The organism is Mycobacterium sp. 852002-51163_SCH5372311, assembly GCF_001667115.1.
Lineage (GTDB): Bacteria > Actinomycetota > Actinomycetes > Mycobacteriales > Mycobacteriaceae > Mycobacterium.
In genome coordinates, this window is record NZ_LZIJ01000188.1 from 15,616 (window position 1) to 38,024 (window position 22,409).

Sequence of the window (22,409 nt, forward strand, 5' to 3'; positions counted from 1 at the left end):
CGCCATCAAAATTGTTTGTGCGGCACGTCGGTCACCAGGCCGCCGTCCATGATGAACTCGCTGCCCGTGGCGTACGACGACTCGTCGCTGGCCAGGAATACGACGAATGTCGACACTTCCCGCGACTCGGCCGGACGGCCGAGCGGGATGGTGACCATGTCGTCGGGCAGGTGAGCGGTCATCGGGGTGCGGATGAAGCCGGGGTGCAGCGAATTGACCCGAATGTTCAACGGCGCCAACTCCAAAGCCGCCGACTTCGTCACACCGCGTACCGCCCACTTGGACGCGACGTAGGGGTGCACAGCCGGGGCGCCGCGCAGTCCCTCGATCGACGAGACGTTGATGATCGAGCCGCCCCCGGCTTCCGTCATCGGGTCGACGGCTACCCGCATGCCCAGGAACGTCCCGGTGAGGTTGACGTCGATCACCTTCTGCCACTTGGCCATATCGAATTTCCGCACCTGGCCGAGCGCGACGATTCCGGCGTTGTTGACCAGCACGTCGAGCTTTCCGAATTCGCCGGTCGCGGTCGCGGCGGCGGCTTCCCACTGGTCGAGTTGCGTGACGTCGAGGTGTACATAACGTGCGGCCTCACCGATTTCGTCGGCAAGCGCCTTACCCTCCTCGTCGAGGATGTCGCCGATCACCACCTTTGCGCCTTCGTCCACCAGCATCCGTGCATGCGAAGCACCCATCCCGCGCGCACCACCGCTGATGAGCGCGACCTTGCCCGCTACCCGTCCCACGTTTCCCACAGATTGGTCCCTTCGGTTTAGTTGGTCACCAAAGCATTTGGCGTGTACAGGCCCTTACCGGTGACCAGCGGCAGGTCGAGTGTCGTCCTGATGCCCGGCGGCGCGGCGATCACCGCGGGGATGGCGTTGACGACTCGCCCGGCAGCGCCGAGGATCGCGGCGTAATTGTGGTCGCCGTTGCGACTGCTCGGCACGATGTCCACGGCATAGGACGGCTCGCCGGTGATCTCGATGCGATACGAGCCGCCGCCGGCGGCCGGTTGCCGCCAGTCGGGTCGCAGGTCGGGACGCAGTCGGGTGATGTGCTCGACGATAATTGCCGGGTGGCCGTCGACCATGCCGCGGATCTCGAACTGCAGCACGGCCTGGGTTCCCTTGGCCACGTGTCCCACCGCGATGTCGAAGTCCTCGGGTGCCGGCTCGCGCTGGTATGACTCGGTGATCTGGTCGACTCGGATGCCGAGGCCGGCTGCCAGCTGACGGATCGCGGTACCCCAGGCGATGCTGAGCACGCCCGGCTGCAGCAGCATCGGCACTTCGTCGAGTGGCCGCGCGAACCCCATGTAGTACATGACTTCCGCGCCGTCATAGCTGGCGTAGTCGTGGATTTCCATGCAGCGTACCTGCTCGATGCGCTGGCAGGTGCCGGCCAGCGCTAACGGCAACAGGTCGTTGACGAACCCCGGATCCACACCGCTGATGAAGATGCTTGAATTACCCTGCCGCGCAGCGTCTTCCACTCGGTTGATGTACTTGTCGGGCATGACACCCCAGGGGTATTGCAGCAGCCCGGGTGCGGATCCCACGACGTTGCAGCCGGCGGCCAGGATACGCATCACGTCGGCCATGGCGTCGGGCAGCCGGGTGTCGCCCATGGCGCAGTAGACGACACAGTCGGGCTCGGCCGCCAGCAGGGCGTCGAGGTCGGCGACGGCGGTGACACCCGTGTGGACATCGACGCCGGCGAGCACCCCGGCGTCACGGCCCACCTTCTCCGGCGACGACACGCACAACCCGGTCAGCTCGAACTGCGGATTGGTGATGAGCTCGGTCAATGCCATCCGGCCGACATTTCCGGTGCCGACATGGGCGACGCGGATCGCCATGAGAGTCCTTTCGTCCCCGGCCTGAACAGCCCCGAAAACTTTCTAGACAGTAGTCCACATTTTTTACGGCGCCTTACCGGGCTCGATTTATCACGCCGAGCCGTAACCGGGCACAATTGGAACCTTGATGGCACAGCGGGAGGATGTCCAGTTCACATCGGGTGGCGACCTGATCAGCGCCTGGCTGTACCGGCCCGCAGATCGCGAGGACAACGTGCCGCTGCTGGTGATGGCCCACGGCCTGGGCGCGGTGCGCACCATGCGCCTGGATGCCTACGCCGAACGCTTCAGCTCGGCCGGCTACGCCTGCCTGGTGTTCGACTACCGAAACTTCGGTGACAGCGGGGGTCGGACGCGCCAGCTGCTCGACATCGACATGCAGCTGGCGGACTGGGCTGCGGCCGTCTCGTATGCCCGCACCCTGGCCGGCGTCGACCACTCCCGGATCGGCTTGTGGGGTACGTCGTTCGTGGGCGGGCACGTGATCGCGTCGGCATCCCGGCTGCCGGGGATAGCCGCCGTTGTCGCGCAGTGCCCGTTTACCGACGGCATCGCGTCCATCCGCGCGGTGAATCCGCTGACCGCGGCTCGCATCACTGCGCGGGCGGTGCGCGACCTCGTCGCTGCGCGGCTGGGCAGACCTCCGGTCATGATCCCGACGGCGGGCGAACCCGGCGAGGTGGCATTGATGACCGCCCCCGACGCATACGCCGGCTACCTGAGGCTGGTCCCCGACGGTGTGGAGCTGCGCAACGAGGTCGCGGCGCGTATCGGCATCAAGATCCTCACATACCGCCCGGGCCGCAGCGCCAAGAAAATCGCCTGCCCGATCCTGTTCTGCGTGTGCGAAACCGATTCGGTGGCTCCGGCCGGGCCCACGCTGCGCTACGCCGCCAAGGCGCCCCGCGGCGAGGTGAAGACGTATCCCGAAGGGCACTTCGCCATCTATGTCGACGACGCGTTCGAACGAGCCGTCGCCGACCAGCTCGCCTTCCTCGACAGGCATTTGCAGCCCGCGAGCCGGTAGCCGGATCGAGTTGGGGGAAACGCCGAACTTCGCGTCAGCACCCCTTTATGCTCTGTCCGTACTTCGAGGGGTCCCGTACTTCGAGGGTCCGTACTGGGAAGGACAGGATGTCGTACGTGTTCACCGCCCCGGAGATGTTGGCGAAAACGGCTGGGGACGTAAAAGACATCGGTTCGGCGATAAGCACGGCCAGCGCGAACGCAGCGGTCCCGACCACCGCTTTAGTCCCGGCGGCCGAGGACGAAGTCTCGGCGGCTATCGCAAAGCTCTTCGGCGCGTACGGCGAGGAATACCAGGCACTCGTCGCACAGGCTGAGGCGTTCCACGCCCAGTTCACCCAGACGCTGGCCGCCGCGGGCACCGCCTATACAGAAGCGGAAGCCGGCAACGCCGCGCTGATGGCAGGGGCTTCCAGTGCCCAAACTGCCCCGAATGTCCTGAGCGCCCTCACCACGCCATTCCAGTCGCTGTTGGGGCCGACGTCCGTCGGCACCGGAGGGTCCAACGGGATCGTCGCGCTGAATTCGGTCGCCAAGGCGACGTCCGCAGACCCGCTGGTTGCGTTGATCATGGGCGGCACCTTCAACCCGACGCCCGATCCCGGTTATGTGACGAACGTTTTCAACTCGTACATTCAGCCCAACCCACTCTTCGCCGGCGCCACCCCGCAAGGCCTGTTCACGCCCGAGCAGTTCTGGCCATTTTCACCGAACCTCGGCAATCTCACATTCGGCCAGTCGGTCACCCAGGGCGTCACCCTGCTGGACGACGCGCTGAGAGGTCCCACCGGGGTGCTCACGCAAGGCAACAGCGCCGTCGTCTTCGGATACTCGCAAAGCGCCACCATCGCCACCAACGAGATCAGAGCCCTGATGGCGGCGGGCTCGCCGTATCAGGGCCAGCTGTCCTTCGTGATGATCGGCGATCCCAACAACCCCGTCGGCGGCATCCTCGAGCGTTTTCCCGGCTTCTACATCCCGTTCCTGGATGTGCCCTTCAACGGTGCCACCCCGCCGAATTCCCCGTACCCGACCAGCATTTACACGATCCAGTACGACGGCGTCGCCAACGCCCCGCAATACCCGCTCAATCCCGTGTCGGACCTCAACGCCGTCATGGGCTACTTCTATCTGCACCACACCTATCCCGATCTGACGGCCGCTCAGGTTGCCAACGCGGTGCAGTTGCCGACCTCGCCCGGTTACACCGGTAGCACCGACTACTACATGTTTCTGACGCAGGACCTGCCGCTGGTGCAGCCGATTCGTTCAATTCCCGTACTGGGCGACCCCATCGCCGACATCTTTCAGCCCGATCTGCGGGTGCTGGTCGACTTGGGCTACGGCGACTACGGGCCGGGCCTGAACTACGCCAACGTTCCGACGCCGGCCAGTTTGCTGTCGGTCCCCAACCCGTTCACTGTCCTCCCCGACCTCGCCATCGGAGCCGTGCAGGGGCCGCAAGCCGCCCTGGTCGATCTCGGGTTGTTGCCACAGTCGGCGTTGCCGACCGCGTACCCCTACCTCCCGTCGCTGGATCCGGGCCTGAACTTCTTCCTGGGCCAGCCGAGCGTGACGGGCCTATCGCTGCTCAGTGGCGCCGCAGGCGACGTATTGGAACTGATTCCGCCGATCACATGACCCGGCCTGGCGCCGATAGCGCCGGCGCCATCACATTTCAAACCGCAACATGCCCTGTTTCTCGGTACTGGAGTGGTTGGTGTGACGAGGCGCCACCGCCTTACCGCCCCAGCGGCGAATTTTTGCGGATCGACTCGTCGCGAATCAGCCCTCGCAGCAGTGCGGTGCTGAATTCGGCGGCGATTTCCTTGGCGGTGCGCCGTCCGCTCGGCCGCAGCCACCGGTAGCTGCCCAGCGTCATGCCGATGTAGCCCAGCGCTACCACATGCGAATCGCACTCGTAGAACTCGCCACTGGCGATCCCGCGGTCGATCAGGCCGTGCACGTGCTCGTAGACCTGAGCTTCCTTTTCCCGCACCTCGGCTACCTGTTCGGTGGTGAACCACTCGGTGATGTAGGGCTGTTCCTGGAAGTACACCGCGGCCCGTTCCGGATTAATGGCGATCCCGGTAAGCAGCCGGACGGTGTACTGGTAGAGCGCTTCGCGGGCCGACCAGGAGGGATCGTCGTGCACAGCGGCCAGGGTGCCCTCGGCGGCCTGCCGGTAGATGTCGAAGAGGATCAGCGACTTGCTGGCGTAGTAGTGGTAGACGGTCGCTTTGTTCAGTCCGATCACGTCGGCCACATCGTCCATCCGGGTGCCGTGATAGCCACGGGCCGCGAACAGCTTGGTGGCAACAGCCAGCAGCTCTTCGCGGCGCGTGAGCCCGTTCTCGGATGGCATCTCAACTCTCTTCGTCGCTGCCCGGGAGCGCCGGACGCAGGTCCGGTTAGGGAAAGTTATCAATCAACTGGTTGGACAGTCTAAGCAAGGCCACTATGCCTGTCGCACGGACACGCATGCGACTAGACTTCTGTCACGAGCTAGGTCGCGAGCCGATGGTGTGTGGATGCATGTGGGAGAGGTGGGGCTGAATGGATCCGAATCCGGACTACGACGTGAGCGACGAGATCGAGTTCTTCTTCAGGTACCTCACCTGGGGGCTGCGGGGGGTCGAAGACGGCAACGGATACCCGCCACCTGCGTACCCGCCCGTCTAACCAGCTGCGAGCACCCCGACCGACGCCCGACGGACGTCGGTCGGGTTTATAGCGCCTTGAGTTCCTCTGCCACCTCGGTCACCGATTTCTTGGCATCCCCGAACAGCATCGTCGTCCCGTCCGCGTAGAACAGCGGATTGTCGATGCCGGCGAATCCCGAGTTCATCGACCTTTTGAGCACGATCACCGACTTCGACTTGTCCACGTTGAGGATCGGCATGCCGTAGATCGGGCTGGACGCTTCGTTGCGGGCCGCCGGGTTGGTGACGTCGTTGGCGCCGATGACGATGGTGACGTCGGTGCGGGCGAACTCGTCGTTGATGTCGTCCATGTCCTTCATGGCGTCGTAGTCGACTTCGGCCTCGGCCAGCAGCACGTTCATGTGACCGGGCATCCGGCCGGCGACAGGGTGGATCGCGTATTTGACCGGGACGCCCTTGTCTTCCAGCAAGCCGGCCAGGTCTTTGACGGCGTGCTGGGCCTGCGCGACGGCCAAGCCGTAGCCCGGCACCACGATCACCTGGTTGGCGTAGGCCATCTGAATCGCGGCATCGGCGGCCGAGGTGGATTTGACGTGCTTGTCGCCGCCGCCATCGGCGCTGGGGGCCACGCCACCGCCGCCGAAACCGCCGGCGACGATCGCGGGGATGGACCGGTTCATCGCCTTGGCCATCAGGTTGGTCAGGATCGAACCCGACGCGCCGACGATCATGCCGGCCACGATCATCGCCGTGTTGTTCAGCGCCAGTCCCGCCGCTGCGGCCGACAACCCGGTCATCGCGTTGAGCAGCGAGATCACCACCGGCATGTCGGCACCGCCGATCGGCAGCACCACCATCAAACCCAGCACTCCGGCGGCAGCCAACAGGCCGATCATCCACCACAGTGATGCTCCGCCGCTACCGGGCTGGGCGTGCACTCCGACCACCACCGCGGCCGCGATCGCAGCGGCCAACAGGAGTAGGTTGACCGGCTGCTGTAGCTTGCCCAGGCCGATCGGCCGGCCGGAGATGATCTCCTGCAGCTTGCCGAAGGCGATGATCGATCCCCAGAACGAGATCGACCCGATGATCGCGGCGAACAACGACGCCACCACGATGTGCACCGTCGGCTCCTCGTGGTGCCGGAAGGCCGAAAACCCGTCAGTCTCCATGAATTCCGCAAGCGAGATGAGCGCGACGGTTCCACCGCCGACGCCGTTGAAGAACGCCACCAGCTGCGGCATGGCGGTCATCTTGGTCCACCGCGCCGGCGGCACGCCGAGCACGACCCCGAGCACCAGGCCGGCGATGATCAGCCACCACTGGCCGGTGTGCCGGATCTTGATCAGGGTCGCCGTCACGGCCAGGGCCATCCCCACCGCCGCGATCAAGTTGCCACGCACCGCAGTCTTGGGCCCGGTCAGGCCCATCAACCCGTAGATGAACAGCGCGAAGGAGATGACGTACAGCCCGATTACCAAGTAGTTCATTTGGCCACCGGCGCTTCCGCTTTCTCGGCCTCAACGGCCGGGGCCTTCTTTTTGCCCTTGAACATGCCCAGCATCCGGTCGGTCACTATGAACCCGCCGATCACGTTCAGGGTCCCGAACACCACCGCGACGAACAGGATGATCTGCACGGCCAGCGACGGGTGCTCCACCTCTCCGAACACCACCAGCGCCCCGAGCACGACGATGCCGTGGATGGCGTTGGTGCCCGACATCAGCGGGGTGTGCAGGGTGTTGGGGACCTTGGAGATCACCGCGAACCCGACGAACCCGGACAAGACCAGGATGGCCAGGTTGGACAGCAGTTCGTCATACATGCCGTGCATCAAGAGTCCTCTCGATCGCGCGTGACACACGATTCCGCGACGACTTCGTCGTCGAAATCGGGAGCCAGCTTGCCGTCCTTGATCAACAGGTCGAGCAGCGCGGTGATGTTCTTGCTGTAGAGCTCGCTGGCGTGCTCGGGCATCGTCGCCGGTAGGTTCAGTGGGGCGGCGATGGTTACGTCATGTTTGACGATCGTCTGCCCGGGCTCGGTGAGCTCGCAGTTGCCGCCGGTCTCGCCGGCCAGATCCACCACCACGCTGCCGGGCTTCATGGCCTGCACCGCGGCGGCGGTCACCAGCCGGGGCGCCGGGCGGCCCGGGACCAAAGCCGTGGTGATCACCACGTCGAACCCACTGATCGCTTCTTCCAGTGCCTTCTGCTGCTGCGCGCGTTCCTCGTCGGTCAGCTCACGGGCGTAGCCGCCCTCACCGGCAGCATCGATGCCGATATCCAGCCACTGTGCCCCCACCGAACGCACCTGGTCGGCCACCTCGGGGCGCACGTCGTAGCCGGTGGTTCGCGCACCCAGCCGTTTGGCCGTCGCCAGCGCCTGCAGGCCGGCGACACCGACCCCGAGCACCAGCACGGTGGCCGGCTTGACCGTGCCCGCCGCCGTGGTCAGCATCGGGAAGAACCGAGTCGACTCCGAGGCCGCGAGCAGCACGGCCTTGTATCCGGCCACGTTGGCTTGCGACGACAATGCATCCATCACCTGCGCGCGCGAAATCCGCGGGATGGCCTCGAGCGCAAATGCCTGCACACCGGCCTTCTTCAATGCACCGATCGAGTTCTCGGCGTCGCGCGGCGCCAGGAAGCCGATCAGCGTCTGACCGCTGCGCAACTTGCCGACCTCCTCGGCAGTCGGCGGCGCGACCTTCACCACCACATCGGCGCCCCACGCGTCGCCGATGCTGGCACCGGCCTGCGAGTAGAGCTCGTCGGGCAGCAGCGCGCGTTCTCCGGCGCCGGACTCGACCACCACCGCCACACCACTGTTCACCAGCGACGCGACCGCCTTTGGTACCAGCGCAACGCGCCGCTCGTCAGGTCCGGACTCGACGACCACCCCAACCTTCACGAGCCCTGTCTGCGCATCTGTCATGGCGCGTACATCTTCTTTCGTTACTCCAGCCCCGGTCTGATTGCTCAGCCACCCTACCGGGGGCGCGCTGCTGACCCGTTACCAGAGCGAGATCTCCCGGCCGTGCTCCGCTGCCCGGCGGGGCCCGAAGTATCGGCGCTCGGATTCGGCGATCAGCACGTCATTGATGCTGGCTTCTCGGCGTGACATTAACCCGGTCGGCGTGAATTCCCAAAGTTCGTTGCCGTAGCTGCGGTACCACTGATCGGCGCGGTCGTGGCACTCGTACTGGAACCGCACGGCAATTCGGTTGCCGGAAAAGCTCCACAGGCTCTTGCGTAGTGAATAGTCGAGCTCGCGCTGCCACTTGCGGGTCAAGAAGGCGACTATCTCGGCCCGGCCGACGAGGTGTTCGTCGCGGTTCCGCCACCGCGAGTCGATCGTGTAGGCCAGGCTGACCCGCTCGGGGTCGCAGGTGTTCCAGGCGTCCTCTGCGGCCTGCACCTTCTGGGTGGCGGTTTCCAGGGTGAACGGCGGGAATGGCGGGCGCGCCTCGTCAGTCATGCCCCGAAACTACGGCGAGCAGACAGAGAATCGCACAAATCGGTGCTCCCGCACGCGATTCTGCGTCTGCTCGCGGGCATTGAGCAGGCGTGTCATATCGTGGCCGTTATGGATTTCGCGATGTCGGACCAGGCCAGCGACTACCACAAGCGGTTGTCCGACTTCATGACGGAACACGTCTTTCCCGCCGAAGCCGAATACGACCGCTACCGCGAAGAGGCCGGCCCGAACGACCACACCGTGCCCCCGGTCATCGAAGAGCTGAAAGCCAAGGCCAAAGAGCGTGGCCTGTGGAACCTGTTCCTGCCGGCGGAGTCAGGCCTGACCAACCTGGACTACGCACCGCTGGCCGAGCTGACCGGCTGGAGCCTCGAGCTCGCGCCCGAAGCGCTCAACTGCGCGGCGCCCGATACCGGCAACATGGAGACACTGCATCTCTTCGCCACCGAAGAGCAGCGCACGCAGTGGCTGGAGCCGCTGCTGAACGGCGAGATCCGCAGCGCCTTCTCGATGACCGAGCCGGCGGTGGCCAGCAGCGACGCCCGCAACATCGAGACCTCCATCGTGCGCGACGGCGGCGACTACGTCATCAACGGCCGCAAGTGGTGGACGTCCGGTGCCGCCGACCCGCGCTGCAAGATCCTGATCGTCATGGGTCGCACCAATCCCGACGCGGCCAGCCACCAACAGCAGTCGATGGTGCTGGTGCCGATAGACACGCCGGGTGTGACGGTTGTCCGGTCGACGACGGTCTTCGGCTACCAGGACCAGCCCGGGCATTGCGAGATCATCTACGACAACGTCCGGGTGCCGGTCAGCAACCTGCTCGGCGAAGAGGGTGCCGGGTTCGCGATCGCTCAAGCCCGGCTGGGACCGGGCCGCATCCACCACTGCATGCGCGCGCTCGGCGGCGCGGAACGCGCGTTGGCTCTGATGGTGGACCGTGTCACCAACCGGGTCGCATTCGGGCGCCCGCTGGCCGAGCAGGGCGTGATACGAGAGGCAATTGCCAAGTCCCGCAACGAAATCGACCAGGCCAGGCTGCTGTGCCAGAAGGCGGCATGGACCATCGACCAGCACGGCAACAAGGCCGCCCATCTGCTCGTCTCGCAGATCAAGGCGGTGGCGCCGCGGGTGGCCTGCGACGTGATCGACCGTGCCATCCAGGTCCACGGCGCCGCCGGCGTAAGCGACGACACTCCGCTGGCCCGGATGTATGGCTGGCATCGCGCCATGCGAATCTTCGACGGTCCTGACGAGGTGCACATGCGATCCATCGCGCGCGCCGAAATCGGCCGGGAGAAGTCGGCGTTCGCCGCGGCGGTCACCTGACATGGCCGGGGAACTGTCGGGCGCGTGGAACTTCCGCGACGTCGCGGAAAGCACCGGGGCGCTGCGTCCGGGACGGCTGTTCCGGTCCAGCGAGCTGAGCCGTCTCGACGACGACGGCAGGGCAGAACTGCGCCGCTTGGGCATCACCGACGTCGCCGACCTGCGCGCGGCCCGGGAGGTTGCGCGCCGCGGTCCCGGGCGGGTTCCCGACAGTGTCGACATCCACCTGTTGCCGCTGCCCGATCTCGGCGACAAGGAGCCGACGGACGAGGCGGCGCCACACGAGCGGGCGTTCCAGCAACTGCTGACCGAAAGCCCCGACGACGAACCGCTCGGCGAAGCCGCCGCGCGCCACATGACCAACGAATACCGCGGATTTCCCACCCGCAACGGCGCCCAACGCGCCGTGCATCGCGTGATCACGCTGCTGGCTGACGGACGGCCGGTGCTCACGCACTGCTTTGCAGGCAAGGACCGCACCGGCTTCGTGGTTGCGACGGTGCTGGAAGCGATCGGCGTCGACCGTGCCGCGATTGCCGCCGACTACCTGCGCAGCAACGACGCCGTGCCGCAACTGCGTAGCCAGATCACCGAGATGATCCGGCAACGCTCAGACACCGAATTGACCCCCGAGGTGGTCAAGTTCACCGAGGCCCGGCTGTCCGACGAGGTCCTCGGGGTCCGCGAGGAGTACCTGCTCGCCGCACGGGAGACGATCGATCAGACCTACGGATCGCTGGACAACTACCTGCGCGACGCAGGCGTCAGCGAAGCCGACATAGACCGGCTTCGCCACGCCCTGCTCGCCTGAGCTCTACAGCTTGAAGCCCGCCTTCTCCGCTTTCGACAGGTCGGTGATCTCCGCCCAGTGCGCGGCGACGTCCGCCACCGACGGCGGCTTGTCGAAGTTCGCGCCCGGGTTCTGGAACAGCGCCACGCGCTGCACCTTGCCGCCACCTACGACGAAGACGGATCCGTTGTCGTCGGATTCCTCGGTGCACAGGTAGGCGACCACCGGCGCCACGAACTCCGGGGTCAGCTTCTCCAGCGCCTCGGGCGGAAGGATGTCCTCGGTCATCCTGGTGGCCGCGACGGGGGCGAGGGCATTGGCGTGGATGTTGTACTTGGCCCCCTCCAGCGCCAGGGTGTTGATCAGGCCGACCAGGCCGAGTTTCGCTGCGCCGTAGTTGGTTTGACCGAAGTTGCCGAACAGCCCGCTGGTGGAGGTAGCTACCACCACCCGGCCGAAACTCTGCTCCCGAAAGTGCGGCCAGGCCGCCCGGATGACGTTGTATCCGCCGTAGAGGTGCACCTTGAGCACCGCGTCCCAGTTCTCCGACGTCATCTTGTGGAAGGTGCCGTCACGCAGGATGCCGGCGTTGCTCACCACACCGTGTATCGCACCGAATTCGTCGAGCGCGGTCTTGATGATGTTGGCCGCGCCGTCTTCGGTGGCGACGTTGTCGTAGTTGGCCGCGGCACGGCCGCCCGCCTCGCGGATCTCGGACACGACGTGGTCGGCCATGGCCGAACCGGCGCCGGTGCCGTCGCGGGCCCCGCCGAGGTCGTTCACGACGACGCTGGCGCCCTCCCGGGCGAGGGTGAGGGCGTAGTCACGCCCCAGGCCCCCGCCGGCTCCGGTGACGACGACGACGCGATCCTGCACTCCGGGCATAGAGATTCCTTCCTGAATCGGGTTTGGAGAACTTGGAAAACAACCGCCTGCGCCGGCCTGAGCACAACTGGCCGGGCTGACGTCAGAACAGCCGGCGAGCCAGCTTCAGCGCGCGCTCGGTGTACGGCGGATAAAGCATGCTCGAGAAGTCGGGCCGGGTCGGTTTGGTCAGCACCGACTTGCGGTGGCTGAACTCGTCGAAGCCCCACTTGCCGTGGTAGGCGCCCATGCCCGACGGCCCGACGCCGCCGAACGGCAGCTTGGCCGTCGACACCTGGAACGCGAGATGGTTGACCAGCATGCCGCCCGCCGACACCTCTTTGATCACCCGCTCGCGGGTTTCCCGCGACTTGGTGAACACGTACGCCGACAACGGCTTTGGCCGCGCGTTGATGAAATCGATTGCCTCGTCCAGGGATTTGACGGTGAGCACCGGCAGGATCGGGCCGAAAATCTCGTTCTTCATCAGCGGACCCTCCGGGTCGGGGTCGACGACCACGGTCGGCTGGATGCGCAGACTCGACGCGTCGCACTTGCCGCCAACGGCGACCTTGCTCTTCCCGTCCTTCTCCGCCTCCGAGATATAGCTACTGAGCCGGTCGAACTGACGCTGGTTGACGATGCGCATCCCGCTCGGGTCGTCCTTGGACCGGAACTTGTTGAGCGCGGCGCCGATCTTGTCGACGAGCTCGTCGCGGATCGACGCGTCGGCCAGCACGTAGTCGGGTGCCACGCACGTCTGCCCGGCGTTCATGATTTTGATCCAGGCGATCCGCTTGGCCGCGACATCCACGTCGGCGTCGGCCGCCACGATCACCGGACTCTTGCCGCCGAGTTCGAGCGTGACTGGGGTCAGATGCGAAGCCGCGCCCTCGTAGACCTTGCGGCCGATCTCGGTGCCGCCGGTGAACATCACGCGGTCCAAGCCCTGCGCGATCAGCTCCTGGCTCACCATGCCGTCGCCCTCGACCACCGCAATGGCGTCTTTGTCGAGATAGCGGGGCACCAGCTCGGCCATCAGTCGTGACGACGCCGCGGCGATTTCGGACGGCTTGAGCACAACCGCATTTCCGGCGGCGATCGCCCCGACAGCCGGGCCCAGCGTCAGGTAGAACGGGTAATTCCAGGCGCCGATGATCAGCACGGTGCCGTAGGGCTCGTATTCGATCCAGCCACGACCGGGCAGTTGTGGCACTTCGAGCAGCAGGTACTTGCGACGCGTCCACTTGCGCAGCTTCTTGGCCGCGTACTTGGCTTCGGCAATGGTCCCGGCGACGTCGGCGATGAACGCCTCAGCCGCGTTGCGGTCCAGGTCTTCGGCGAGTGCCTTGGCGATCGCGTCCTCGTTCTCCTCCATCAGCTTCGCCAGCTGCAGCAACTGCTGCTTGCGCCACTCGATGTTGCGGGTCCGCCCGCTGGCAAAAGTCTTGCGGAGCCGAGCCACCGTTGCGGCGATCTCGCTCGTTTCAGGTGAACCGTTTGTGGCCGCAGCCTCGCCCTGGGCTTCCTGGGTCTTGGGTGTAACCGATTCGGTAGTCATCGTCGTCTTCCCTTCTCGGACCTCGCCGGAAGTGCCCGCGCTTGTTGGCGCCGTCACACATCGGTGATAACCGCGATCCTAACCATCCGGTTGGGAGTGCAGTAGGGAAGATCCGTCGCCCGCTTGCTCTCTACAAACGCTCAGCGGTGACAAAGTCAGAGAATGCGTCCTTGTCGTCGGCCAACGGGACGTTCTCGATCCAGCGGTCCAGCCGGCGCATCTCGTCCGGTGCGGGCTGCGCGTGCGCGAGCCAGCCGTGCTTGTTCAGCCAATCCGCGACGTCGGCCCGATGATCGTCTCGATACATCAGCTCCCCGACGTCGATGCTCTCCTCCAGACCGATCTCCTCGGCCACCTTCTTGAATCGCTCGCGCATCTGCTGACGCCGCTCGTCGGCGTGCATGGGTGCGGTTTCGGCCGCGACCCGGCTCCCCGCTGGACTCAGCTCGCCGATCAACGTGAACAACCGGTCCTGGGCCTCGGCGGGCAGGTACATCAACAGCCCTTCGGCCAGCCACGCGGAGCGTGCCGCCGGGTCGAAGCCAGCGGCGCGCAAGGCGGCGGGCCAGTCCTGGCGCAGGTCGATGGCGACCTCACGGCGATCGGCCTTGGGCGCCACACCGTTTTCGGCCAGCGTCGTCGATTTGTAATCAAGCACCTGAGGCTGGTCGATCTCATACACGGTGGTACCGGCCGGCCAGTCCAGGCGGTACGCGCGCGAGTCCAGGCCGGACGCCAGGATCACCACCTGCCGGATCCCGTCGGCGACGGCATCGTTGAAGAAGGTGTCGAAGAAGTTTGTCCGCACCGCCTGGTAGCCGCGCATGTGCCGGAGGTGGGCCGCGGATTCGGCGTCCAGCGCCTCAACCTTGGCCGCCACGTCCGGGTCCAGCATGGATTCCCACAGGACGCCGGCACCGGCGTTGGTGACCAGTAGCTTGGCGTAGGGATCGCGGATCAGCGCATCGGGCTGTTCGGTTTCAACCGCCCGGGCGGCGGCCACCATCACCGCCGTGGTGCCGACGCTGGTCTTGATATCCCAGGTGTCGTCATGGGTACGAAGTGAGCTCATCGGGTGCTCCAAGGGTTTGGTTTCGGCCGGCCGATACACCGCGCCGGCGATTGGCGACCATGCTACCCGAATAAGTTAGGTAAGCTATGTGCTTTAGGCAACAGTTCTCAGGTATCACGACGCCAGAGTTGGCCGGCCAGCAGCTCCTGCAGGGAGCGAGTGACGGCGTCCATCTCATGACGGGTGCGAAGAAAACCGGCATAGAACCCGACGCCGCAAAGCACCATGAGCAACGTCTCGGTCAACGTCGAGACATCGGTATCGGCAACAAGCTCGCCGCGCTCGATCGCGTCGTTCACCATCCACGTCAAAAACTCCCGGCTGATTCCCACCGGATCATTTCCGTCGCGGGTCAACTCCGGATGCCGTTGCGACTCCATTACGGAGGTGACCAAGAACGCCGACGTGGCCGGGAGTTTGGCTTCCGCGTGCAGGGTTTCGGAAAGAAACGCGGAAAGCCGGCCCATCATGGTGTTCGCATCACGTGCACGGTCGATTCCGGCCTTGACGACGAGTTCGTTCGTTTGGTTCACGACTTCTCGGTAGAGCACCCGCTTGCTGGAGAAGTAGTGGTTGATCGCCGGCCGGGTCAGGTCGGCACGCACCGCAATCGCCTGGAAGGTGGCGCCGTCGTAGCCGTGCTCGCTGAATACCTGGCGAGCCGCGTTCACAATGCGCTTTCGCGTCTCGTCCGCCTTGGCTGCGGGAGGACGACCGGGTCGGCGACTAGCCGTAGGCGGCATCAGTGACTACCCGCCGAAGGCGGCATTACCGACTCCTTGCCGGAGCCATCACTGACTTTTCGCCGGACGCGGCAACAACTGACTTCTCGCCGAAGGCGGCAACAACTGACTTTTCGCCGAAGGCGGCAACAACTGACTTCTCGCCGAAGGCGGCAACAACTGACTTTTCGCCGAAGGCGGCATTACTGAATTGTGCCACCGCCACGGTGCGGCATCAGGGCATTCGGCGGGACATGACCGAATTTGCCGGCTTGGTAGTCCTCGAGCGCCTCGATCACTTCGGTCCGGGAATTCATCACGAAAGGCCCGTAGTGGAATACCGGCTCCCGAATCGGCTGGCCACCGAGGATCAGCACATCGATGGCACTCGTGCGATAAGAATCCTGGGTCGGCTCGGCGGATACGGTAATCCGGTCCCCGGGGCCCAGAACAACCAACTGGCCCTGGTTGATCGGGTGCCCAACCGGGCCGACATGGCCGCGCCCGGACAAGACGTAAACCAGTGCGTTGAAGTCGCGGCGCCACGGAATGTTCAGCCGCGCCCCGTTTTGAATCGTGGCGTGCGCCAACGTGATCGGCGTGTGGGTGATCCCGGGTCCGCGATGGCCGTCGAGTTCACCGGCGATGATGCGTATCAGGGCGCCGCCGTCATCGGAGGAGAGCAGCTTGACGTCATTGCCTTCGATCGCCTGATACCGCGGGCTCGCGAACTTGTCCGCCTTGGGCAGGTTCACCCAGAGCTGGATGCCGTGGAAGACACCGCCGCTTTCGACCAGTTCGGCGGGCGGGGTCTCGATGTGCAGGATGCCCGACCCGGCCGTCATCCACTGCGTTGCGCCGTCGGTGATCAAGCCGCCGCCGCCGTGAGAGTCCTGGTGGGCGAACTTCCCGTCGATCATGTATGTCACGGTTTCGAAGCCACGGTGTGGATGCCAGTCCGTGCCCCGCGGCTCCCCCGGCTCGTACTCCACCTCACCCATCTGGTCCATGTGCACAAACGGGTCCAGTGCAGCCGTGCTGACTCCGGCGAATGCCCGGACGACCGGGAAGCCCTCGCCCTCGTAGCCACGTGGGCCGGTAGTCACAGATCGCACCGGTCGCTCGGTGTCGGCCGGGCCGGCCGCGCCGACCTTCGGCAATGTCAGGGTGTCCGCGGTAACTGCAGGCATTTCAATCTCCCGTTCCTAGAGTTACCGGTATAACCGGACCGCAGTCCGATTATTCCCGGCCTCTGGGGGTGCCTGCTGCGCCCCAGGTCAGGGCTCGACTAGCGAAGCTTGGTGGTTTACTTCGGGCCCAGCACTCGACGAATCCGGTGCCAATCCATCGAGTGTGAAGCCTGGGCTCTGGTTGTGAAGCCTGGGTTGAGCCCACGCGCGGATTCACGCCGCAGACTCACACCCAAAGCCCACAGTTCACACTGGACGCCGTCAGTTCACTTGGGATTCGGCAACAGCCCGGTGCAACCGGGATCGAGGCATGACGGCAACGAAATACGCCGACAGCCGGCTATGACCTGCGTCGCGCGGTTTTCGCGGTCTTCGCCGCACTGCGCTCGGTGGACTTGCCCGCATGGGCCAACTTTCCACCGGCACTCTCCAGATGCGCCCGGACGAACCATTGGAACTGCTCCAGATGCCCGGCGTGGTCGATCAGGATGTCCTGAGTGACCGGATCGAGTTCCTCGGTCTCCTCGATGGCCTTGCGGATGTCTTCGATGACGCCGGTGTAGACGAGGTCCAGCGCGGCCAGATGAGCCTCCACTGTGTCACGGCCGACGGAATAGTCGTCCCAGGCACGATCCTTGATGATCGCGCCGGGGGTGCCCTGTGGCGACGCACCCAGCGCAGCTATCCGCTCGGCGACCTCGTCGGCATACCCACGCACGGCTTCGACTTGCGGGTCGATCATCTCGTGCACTCCGATGAAGTTCGGACCCACCACGTTCCAGTGGATGTGCTTCAGCGTGAGATGCAGATCGTTGTATGTGCTCAGCTGCTTCTGCAACAGTTCGGCTAGCCGCGCTCCCTGCTTGTCGGTCAATCCCGGAATGGTGAACTGCGCCATCGATTCTCCTGAATTCGGATACGGTCACGTCTCCCGACGGGTTACCCGATGGACGAAACCAGAAACAACGACCGGCATTACAGGGAGTGGATGTGCTGCACCGGTAATCGGGCGCCACGGCGCGGTTCGTAGGCCAGACCACTGACTTCGAGCAACCGCACCACCCGGTGGCGATGCGGTCGCATCGGCTCCAGCAGCTCGAGCATGACGCCGTCGTCAACCGGACGGCCCAGCAGCGTCCAGCCGATCATCTTCGGAATGTGGTAGTCGCCCACCGACACAGCGTCGGCGTCGCCGAACGCCCGTTGCGCGGTCTCGGCCGCCGTCCACACCCCGACGCCCGGGAGTGACTGCAACGCGGCACGAGCTTGCTCGGCCGGCTGTGACACCAGCCGTTCCAGCGATGCCCCGCGACGCGCGCAGCTCACCACCGTCTGTGCCCGTCTGGGGTCGACATTGGCGCGATGGAACTCCCACGACGGAATGGTTCGCCAGACGTCGGCCGACGGTGGGACCCGCATCCCGTCCGGCGCCGGTCCGGGGGCGGGCGTCCCGTATTTGGTCACCAGCACCCGCCACGACCGGAACGCGTCGGCGCCCGGCACCCGCTGCTCGATGACGGCCGGGATAAGGGCTTCGAGCACCCGCCCGGTGCGGCCCAGCCGCAGGTGCGGAACCCGCCGGTGCGCGGCCGCGATCGTCGGCTCCCGCGGCACGAAATCCGAGGCGTCATCGTCGGCGCCCAGCAGCGCGGGCACCGTCTCCATGAATTCCTCGGCCCCGCCGCCCCACGCCTCGCAGTGGGCGGCGTTGGGGGCCGCGCGGCTGATCCGCGCGGCGACGGGCCCGCTGGGCAGCAAACTGGTTCGCCAGATTGTGCCGTCGCCGGGCAGCCGAAAGCACGGATCCCGGGGACCACGGCGCAGCGGCGCCAACGTATGACCGAAGCTGGCCACTCCCGGGAACGTGACGGTGCGCGTGCTCTGCACTCCAATGGCTCCCGTCCCGTTTGACCAGCAATAGCCACCCACGACAATATTGCGGTGTGACGACACCGTTCGATGACCCGCGGGCCGAGCTGGCCTGGATGTTCTTGCAGAGCTTATGCGAGGGCGGCGATCTCGACGAAGGCTTCGCGCTGCTCAGCGAGGACTTCACCTACTGGAGCATCGTCACCCGGGTTTGCTACGACAAGGTGACTTTGCGACGCGGGATCGCGAAACAACAGGAGACTCTTCTGGCGAAGATCGAGCTGGTGCGCTGCATCAACGCGGGCGAGACCGTGGTCGTCGAAGGGCTGGGTGAAGGAACAAGCACCGACGGCGTTTACTGGGAGAGCCCATTCGTCTATATCTTCGAGATCCGAGCCGGCCTGATCGTGTCGATGCGCGAATACACCGATCCCCGATCAATCGTCAAAGTGTTTCCCGAGCTGGGTTAGTCTGCGACGACGCTGATTTCGGCTTTGTCGGGGTAGAAAGCGACATGCCCGGCAATCGCCGCCACCGCTGGATACGGCTGCTCGTAAGTCCAGATGACGTCGTCGACGGTCTCGCCGCCCGAGGTGGTCACACTGTAATAGCTGGCCTCGCCCTTGAAGGGACAGTAGGTGCTGGTGTCGGTGCGGGCCAGCCGGTCTTGCACCACGTCGGCGAACGGAATGTATTGCACCGCAGGCAAAGTGGCTTCTCGTAGCACCAGCGCCGCGCTGCTGTCGGCAACCAGCTCTCCGTTGACACGAACCTGGACCCGACCGTTGGCCGGCTCGATGATGATCGGACGGCCGGCGCTGGGCACTTTGATCTCCGGATGGCTCATGGTTCACCTCTCTCTTTGACTAGGTCCGATTGTCCGGCTCCTCCTCGGGCCCAAAGCGCCCGCATCGTCGCCAGACTAGGTTCAACGCGACCAAACGATCGGCATTCCCATCAGAACGCATAACGGTGATACTGCGCCATCATCCGCAGAGCCGGCGCCACCGCCATCGCCCTGCCCAACCACCGAACCGCCGGAGACACCAGATCGAACGTGTCGCTGTCGAACACCGATTCCCACGCCAACAGCCGTACACCGGCAACGGCGTCGAGGATGTCGGCAGGTCGGTCAATCCCCCAGTGCAGCGTCGAACCCGAGCGCCGCACCACGCTGTTGATCACCTGCGTGCGAATCCCCAACGTGTTGAACGAGTCGAATTGCAGTTCCCCGGAAGGGAATCGGTCAACCACTCGGTGAAACAGCGCGAGCCCGTCGCCCTTGGTCAGGTACATCGTCAGGCCCTCGGCGAGAAACAGGGTAGGGCGATCGGCCGGTATCTCGGCCAGCCAGGACGGGTCTGTGACCGATGCGGGCAACATTTGATAGTCACGCCGCTCGGGATAGACCCGCTGACGCAGCCCGATGACGTCGGGGTAGTCGATGTCATACCACCGCACACCCGGACCTGGGTTCAGCCGATACACGCGAGCGTCCAGCCCGCAACCGACGTGCAGCACGACCGCTTCTTCGTGCACGGCCAGGAACTGGCGCGTCCAGTTGTCGAAATGGGCGGTTCGGACCGCGACCGAGGGCGCCCGCCGCGGCGTGATCGTCGTCTTGGACCAGTCGTAATCGATCTGTGCCACAGCGCTTTTCGCGTACTCGTCGGCCAGAATGGGCTTTTTCGCGTCGGCGTCGAGCGCCTTGGCGTACAGCGTCGCGAGCATGGTTTGGGGCGGTCCCTGGAGGGCAACCTGAACGCGTTCCACTGACGCGAGCCTAGGCACGATCAGTTGGCTTTGAAAAGATCGCGCGCCGCTTCCGGCTTGCGCATCGCGGCCCAGAATCGTGCCGCGGCACGTATCGACTCCTCCACCGGACTCGGTTGCCAGCCCAACTCCTGCACCGCTTTGGTGTGGTCGACGGGAGCCTCGGCGCGCATCATTCGCACCGACTCCAGGCTGAGTTCGGCGTCCTTGCCGGTGAGCCGCGCCCGCAGGCTGCCCAGCGCGCCCAGGGCGTAAAGCACGGGAATCGGGATCGAGCGTCGCGGCGGCGGCACACCCGCCTCCGCGGCCGCGATCCGCACGACCTCCTTGAGCGAGATCATGCGTTCTGAGATGAGGTAGCGCTCGCCGTTCCGGCCACGTTCGGCGGCCAGGATCATCGCCCTGGCGGCGTCGTCGACGCCGACCGCTTCCAGTTGGATGCCGTTCATCTGGAACGGGAGCTTGCCGAACACCGCGCCGGCGATGAAGGCACCGTGCGGGGTCCGGCCCCAGTCGCCGTCCCCATAGGTGGTCGAGACGCACATCGCGACGGCGGGCAGGCCGTGCTCCGCGACATACCGCAGCACCAAATCCTCGGCCTGCACCCGGGATTCGACGTACGGGGTGATTCGACGGTCACCGATCCGGTCTTCTTCGGTAGCAACGCGCCCATGGCGGCGCCTTACCGTCACATAGCTGCTGGTGAAGACGAACCTATGCAGGTCGGCATCTTTCGCGACGTCCAGAACGTTGCGCAGCCCTTCGACGTTGGTACGGAACAGCGGCGCGGGGTCCCGCAGCCAGGCGCGGGTGTCGACGACGCAGTAGTACAGGTCGTCGCAGCCGTCCATCGCCTCGCGCACGGTGTCGGTGTCGAAGACGTCGCCCTCGAATCGGGTGACGTGCAGGTCGTCGATGCTGCGGGTGTTGGCGGTGGGCCGCACCATCACCCGCACCTCGCCGTTCCGCAATTCGCCGTTCTCGACGAGCTGCCGGGTCACATGTGAGCCCAGGAAGCCGTTGGCGCCGATGACCAGTTTGGGTTTCCCTCGCGCGGTTTTCGCCATCAGGGGGTGCCGCCGTTCTGACGCAGCCAGCGCGCGGCGTCGTCGTCGAGGGTGCCCAGCTCCTGTGCCTTGAGGCACCATTTCAGCCCCGCCTTCAAGAAGCGCAGCGGGTTGTAGATGTCCTCCTGACGGCGCCAGAGATTGTCGCCGGCATAGGTGATGATCGAGATGTTCGTGGCGCTGATCACGCTGCCGTCGCCCGGGTCGCGCATCGGGTTGTCCAGCTCGAGGATGATCCGCCCGGTGGCATCGTCGATGACCGACCACAACGTCGGGAACGCGGTCATGTGGCTGCCCGGAAAGGTCGTCATCGAGCGCTGAATCCAGTCGCGGACCTGCTCGCGTCCGCGCATGGTGCCGGCCGCGTGTTCGATGTAGAGGACGTCGGTTGTGTACTGCTCCACCCAGGCGTCCCAGTCGCGGGTTTCGGCAGCCCGGGTGACCGTCTGCTCGAATTTGTCGAAGGCTGCCGCCAGTTCGCTGCGGGGGAATTCCGGGCTGCTCACAGGCGGTTACACCTCACCGCCGGAGTGTAGCCTGGGGCGTTATCGGATCCCGGCTCGGCTCAGGAGGACGACAATGACAAGCGCTCAGAAAGCCATCCTTGCCGGCGGCTGCTTCTGGGGGATGCAGGACTTGATTCGGAAGCAGCCCGGGGTGATCACCACCCGCGTCGGCTACAGCGGCGGAGACGTCCCCAACGCGACCTACCGCAATCACGGCACGCATGCCGAGGCGGTCGAGATCATCTTCGACCCGTCGGTCACCGACTACCGCGCGTTGCTTGAATTCTTCTTCCAGATCCACGATCCGACCACGAAGAACCGGCAGGGCAACGACCTGGGCCCCAGCTACCGGTCGGCGATCTTCTACCTCGACGAGGAGCAGAAGCGCATCGCGCTGGACACCATTGCCGACGTCGAGGCGTCGGGCTTGTGGCCGGGCAAAGTGGTGACCGAGGTGAGCCCGGCCGGGGACTTCTGGGAGGCCGAGCCCGAGCACCAGGACTACCTGCAGCGCTACCCCAACGGCTACACCTGCCACTATGTGCGGCCCGGCTGGAAGCTGCCGCGGCGGGCCCCCGTCAATTAAGCCGCTGAGCATTGCGGCCGAGCCTGCGCTGAGGGCTGGCGTTTCGC

At 65.4% G+C, this 22,409-nt stretch carries 26 protein-coding genes; 7 read left to right on the forward strand and 19 right to left on the reverse strand.

The genetic code is table 11. The features are described 5' to 3' along the window. Positions 1-5 precede the first annotated feature (5 nt). Positions 6-746 (reverse strand): glucose 1-dehydrogenase, encoded by a 741-nt coding sequence (locus A5791_RS22480; RefSeq protein WP_067241793.1) that lies wholly within the window; start codon positions 744-746, stop codon positions 6-8. Positions 747-772: 26 nt separating this feature from the next. Beyond that, on the reverse strand, positions 773-1,861 hold the full coding sequence (locus tag A5791_RS22485; RefSeq protein WP_067241612.1) for a diacylglycerol kinase: 1,089 nt from the start codon (positions 1,859-1,861) through the stop codon (positions 773-775). A gap of 127 nt (positions 1,862-1,988) precedes the next feature. On the opposite strand from A5791_RS22485, the gene A5791_RS22490 reads away from it, so the two are divergent. Next, complete coding sequence (locus A5791_RS22490; protein ID WP_067241614.1) at positions 1,989-2,888, forward strand: alpha/beta hydrolase; 900 nt, start codon at positions 1,989-1,991, stop codon at positions 2,886-2,888. Between the two features lie 107 nt (positions 2,889-2,995). Further along, positions 2,996-4,528 (forward strand): PE-PPE domain-containing protein, encoded by a 1,533-nt coding sequence (locus tag A5791_RS22495; protein ID WP_067241616.1) that lies wholly within the window; start codon positions 2,996-2,998, stop codon positions 4,526-4,528. 100 nt (positions 4,529-4,628) lie between these two features. Here the strand turns inward: A5791_RS22495 and A5791_RS22500 are convergent, their stop codons facing one another. Continuing rightward, positions 4,629-5,252 carry a TetR/AcrR family transcriptional regulator gene (locus tag A5791_RS22500; protein WP_067241618.1) on the reverse strand — a complete coding sequence of 208 codons (624 nt, stop codon included), beginning with the start codon at positions 5,250-5,252 and terminating at the stop codon, positions 4,629-4,631. 191 nt (positions 5,253-5,443) lie between these two features. Between A5791_RS22500 and A5791_RS26600 the strand changes: the two genes are divergently transcribed. Then, complete coding sequence (locus tag A5791_RS26600) at positions 5,444-5,569, forward strand: hypothetical protein (protein ID WP_156661552.1); 126 nt, start codon at positions 5,444-5,446, stop codon at positions 5,567-5,569. A 46-nt stretch (positions 5,570-5,615) separates the two neighbouring features. Here A5791_RS26600 and A5791_RS22505 read toward each other — a convergent pair whose 3' ends face one another. From A5791_RS22505 to A5791_RS22520, 4 genes are all read right to left on the reverse strand, one after another. Then, entirely contained in the window at positions 5,616-7,040 is a 1,425-nt protein-coding gene (locus tag A5791_RS22505) for an NAD(P)(+) transhydrogenase (Re/Si-specific) subunit beta (protein ID WP_067241620.1), read from the reverse strand. After that, on the reverse strand, positions 7,037-7,375 hold the full coding sequence (locus tag A5791_RS22510; RefSeq protein WP_067241795.1) for an NAD(P) transhydrogenase subunit alpha: 339 nt from the start codon (positions 7,373-7,375) through the stop codon (positions 7,037-7,039). The genes A5791_RS22505 and A5791_RS22510 overlap by 4 nt, the downstream gene beginning before the upstream one ends. A gap of 8 nt (positions 7,376-7,383) precedes the next feature. Beyond that, complete coding sequence (locus A5791_RS22515; RefSeq protein ID WP_067241622.1) at positions 7,384-8,487, reverse strand: Re/Si-specific NAD(P)(+) transhydrogenase subunit alpha; 1,104 nt, start codon at positions 8,485-8,487, stop codon at positions 7,384-7,386. A 78-nt stretch (positions 8,488-8,565) separates the two neighbouring features. Next, complete coding sequence (locus A5791_RS22520; protein WP_067241624.1) at positions 8,566-9,030, reverse strand: nuclear transport factor 2 family protein; 465 nt, start codon at positions 9,028-9,030, stop codon at positions 8,566-8,568. 120 nt (positions 9,031-9,150) lie between these two features. Here A5791_RS22520 and A5791_RS22525 point away from each other — a divergent pair, with 120 nt between their 5' ends. Continuing rightward, positions 9,151-10,362 carry an acyl-CoA dehydrogenase family protein gene (locus A5791_RS22525; RefSeq protein WP_197504760.1) on the forward strand — a complete coding sequence of 404 codons (1,212 nt, stop codon included), beginning with the start codon at positions 9,151-9,153 and terminating at the stop codon, positions 10,360-10,362. A gap of 1 nt (position 10,363) precedes the next feature. After that, complete coding sequence (locus tag A5791_RS22530) at positions 10,364-11,173, forward strand: tyrosine-protein phosphatase (protein ID WP_067241628.1); 810 nt, start codon at positions 10,364-10,366, stop codon at positions 11,171-11,173. Between the two features lie 3 nt (positions 11,174-11,176). Here A5791_RS22530 and A5791_RS22535 read toward each other — a convergent pair whose 3' ends face one another. The 8 genes from A5791_RS22535 to A5791_RS22565 form a co-directional block, all read right to left on the reverse strand. Next, on the reverse strand, positions 11,177-12,037 hold the full coding sequence (locus tag A5791_RS22535) for an SDR family NAD(P)-dependent oxidoreductase (RefSeq protein WP_067241630.1): 861 nt from the start codon (positions 12,035-12,037) through the stop codon (positions 11,177-11,179). Positions 12,038-12,119: 82 nt separating this feature from the next. Next, positions 12,120-13,577, reverse strand: a complete 1,458-nt coding sequence (locus tag A5791_RS22540) for an aldehyde dehydrogenase family protein (protein ID WP_067241633.1) — start codon at positions 13,575-13,577, stop codon at positions 12,120-12,122. Positions 13,578-13,707: 130 nt separating this feature from the next. After that, positions 13,708-14,649, reverse strand: coding sequence for a class I SAM-dependent methyltransferase (locus tag A5791_RS22545; protein WP_067241798.1), 942 nt, complete (start codon positions 14,647-14,649; stop codon positions 13,708-13,710). A gap of 107 nt (positions 14,650-14,756) precedes the next feature. Next, positions 14,757-15,392, reverse strand: coding sequence for a TetR/AcrR family transcriptional regulator (locus A5791_RS22550; RefSeq protein ID WP_067241635.1), 636 nt, complete (start codon positions 15,390-15,392; stop codon positions 14,757-14,759). A gap of 25 nt (positions 15,393-15,417) precedes the next feature. Beyond that, a complete protein-coding gene (locus A5791_RS26605) occupies positions 15,418-15,597 on the reverse strand; it encodes a hypothetical protein (RefSeq protein ID WP_156661553.1) in 180 nt (59 codons plus the stop codon). Next, the gene (locus tag A5791_RS22555; protein WP_067241637.1) at positions 15,575-16,561 is read right to left on the reverse strand and encodes a pirin family protein; all 987 of its coding nucleotides are present in this window, start codon (positions 16,559-16,561) and stop codon (positions 15,575-15,577) included. The genes A5791_RS26605 and A5791_RS22555 overlap by 23 nt, the downstream gene beginning before the upstream one ends. Before the next feature lie 340 nt (positions 16,562-16,901). Further along, positions 16,902-17,459: a Dps family protein gene (locus A5791_RS22560; RefSeq protein ID WP_067241640.1), complete on the reverse strand. Its 558-nt coding sequence runs from the start codon at positions 17,457-17,459 to the stop codon at positions 16,902-16,904. A gap of 77 nt (positions 17,460-17,536) precedes the next feature. Next, a complete protein-coding gene (locus A5791_RS22565) occupies positions 17,537-18,448 on the reverse strand; it encodes a DNA-3-methyladenine glycosylase (protein ID WP_067241642.1) in 912 nt (303 codons plus the stop codon). 98 nt (positions 18,449-18,546) lie between these two features. Between A5791_RS22565 and A5791_RS22570 the strand changes: the two genes are divergently transcribed. Beyond that, positions 18,547-18,900: a nuclear transport factor 2 family protein gene (locus A5791_RS22570; protein WP_156661559.1), complete on the forward strand. Its 354-nt coding sequence runs from the start codon at positions 18,547-18,549 to the stop codon at positions 18,898-18,900. Here the strand turns inward: A5791_RS22570 and A5791_RS22575 are convergent. From A5791_RS22575 to A5791_RS22590, 4 genes are all read right to left on the reverse strand, one after another. Beyond that, the gene (locus A5791_RS22575) at positions 18,897-19,277 is read right to left on the reverse strand and encodes a DUF427 domain-containing protein (RefSeq protein WP_067241647.1); all 381 of its coding nucleotides are present in this window, start codon (positions 19,275-19,277) and stop codon (positions 18,897-18,899) included. The genes A5791_RS22570 and A5791_RS22575 overlap by 4 nt on opposite strands. Positions 19,278-19,387: 110 nt before the next feature. Continuing rightward, on the reverse strand, positions 19,388-20,161 hold the full coding sequence (locus tag A5791_RS22580) for a class I SAM-dependent methyltransferase (RefSeq protein WP_067241649.1): 774 nt from the start codon (positions 20,159-20,161) through the stop codon (positions 19,388-19,390). A gap of 62 nt (positions 20,162-20,223) precedes the next feature. Beyond that, positions 20,224-21,270: an NAD-dependent epimerase/dehydratase family protein gene (locus A5791_RS22585; RefSeq protein ID WP_067241651.1), complete on the reverse strand. Its 1,047-nt coding sequence runs from the start codon at positions 21,268-21,270 to the stop codon at positions 20,224-20,226. After that, positions 21,270-21,776 (reverse strand): nuclear transport factor 2 family protein, encoded by a 507-nt coding sequence (locus A5791_RS22590; protein ID WP_067241654.1) that lies wholly within the window; start codon positions 21,774-21,776, stop codon positions 21,270-21,272. The genes A5791_RS22585 and A5791_RS22590 overlap by 1 nt, the downstream gene beginning before the upstream one ends. A 73-nt stretch (positions 21,777-21,849) precedes the next feature. Here A5791_RS22590 and msrA point away from each other — a divergent pair, with 73 nt between their 5' ends. Continuing rightward, positions 21,850-22,362 carry a peptide-methionine (S)-S-oxide reductase MsrA gene (msrA, locus tag A5791_RS22595; RefSeq protein ID WP_067241657.1) on the forward strand — a complete coding sequence of 171 codons (513 nt, stop codon included), beginning with the start codon at positions 21,850-21,852 and terminating at the stop codon, positions 22,360-22,362. Positions 22,363-22,409: the final 47 nt, after the last annotated feature.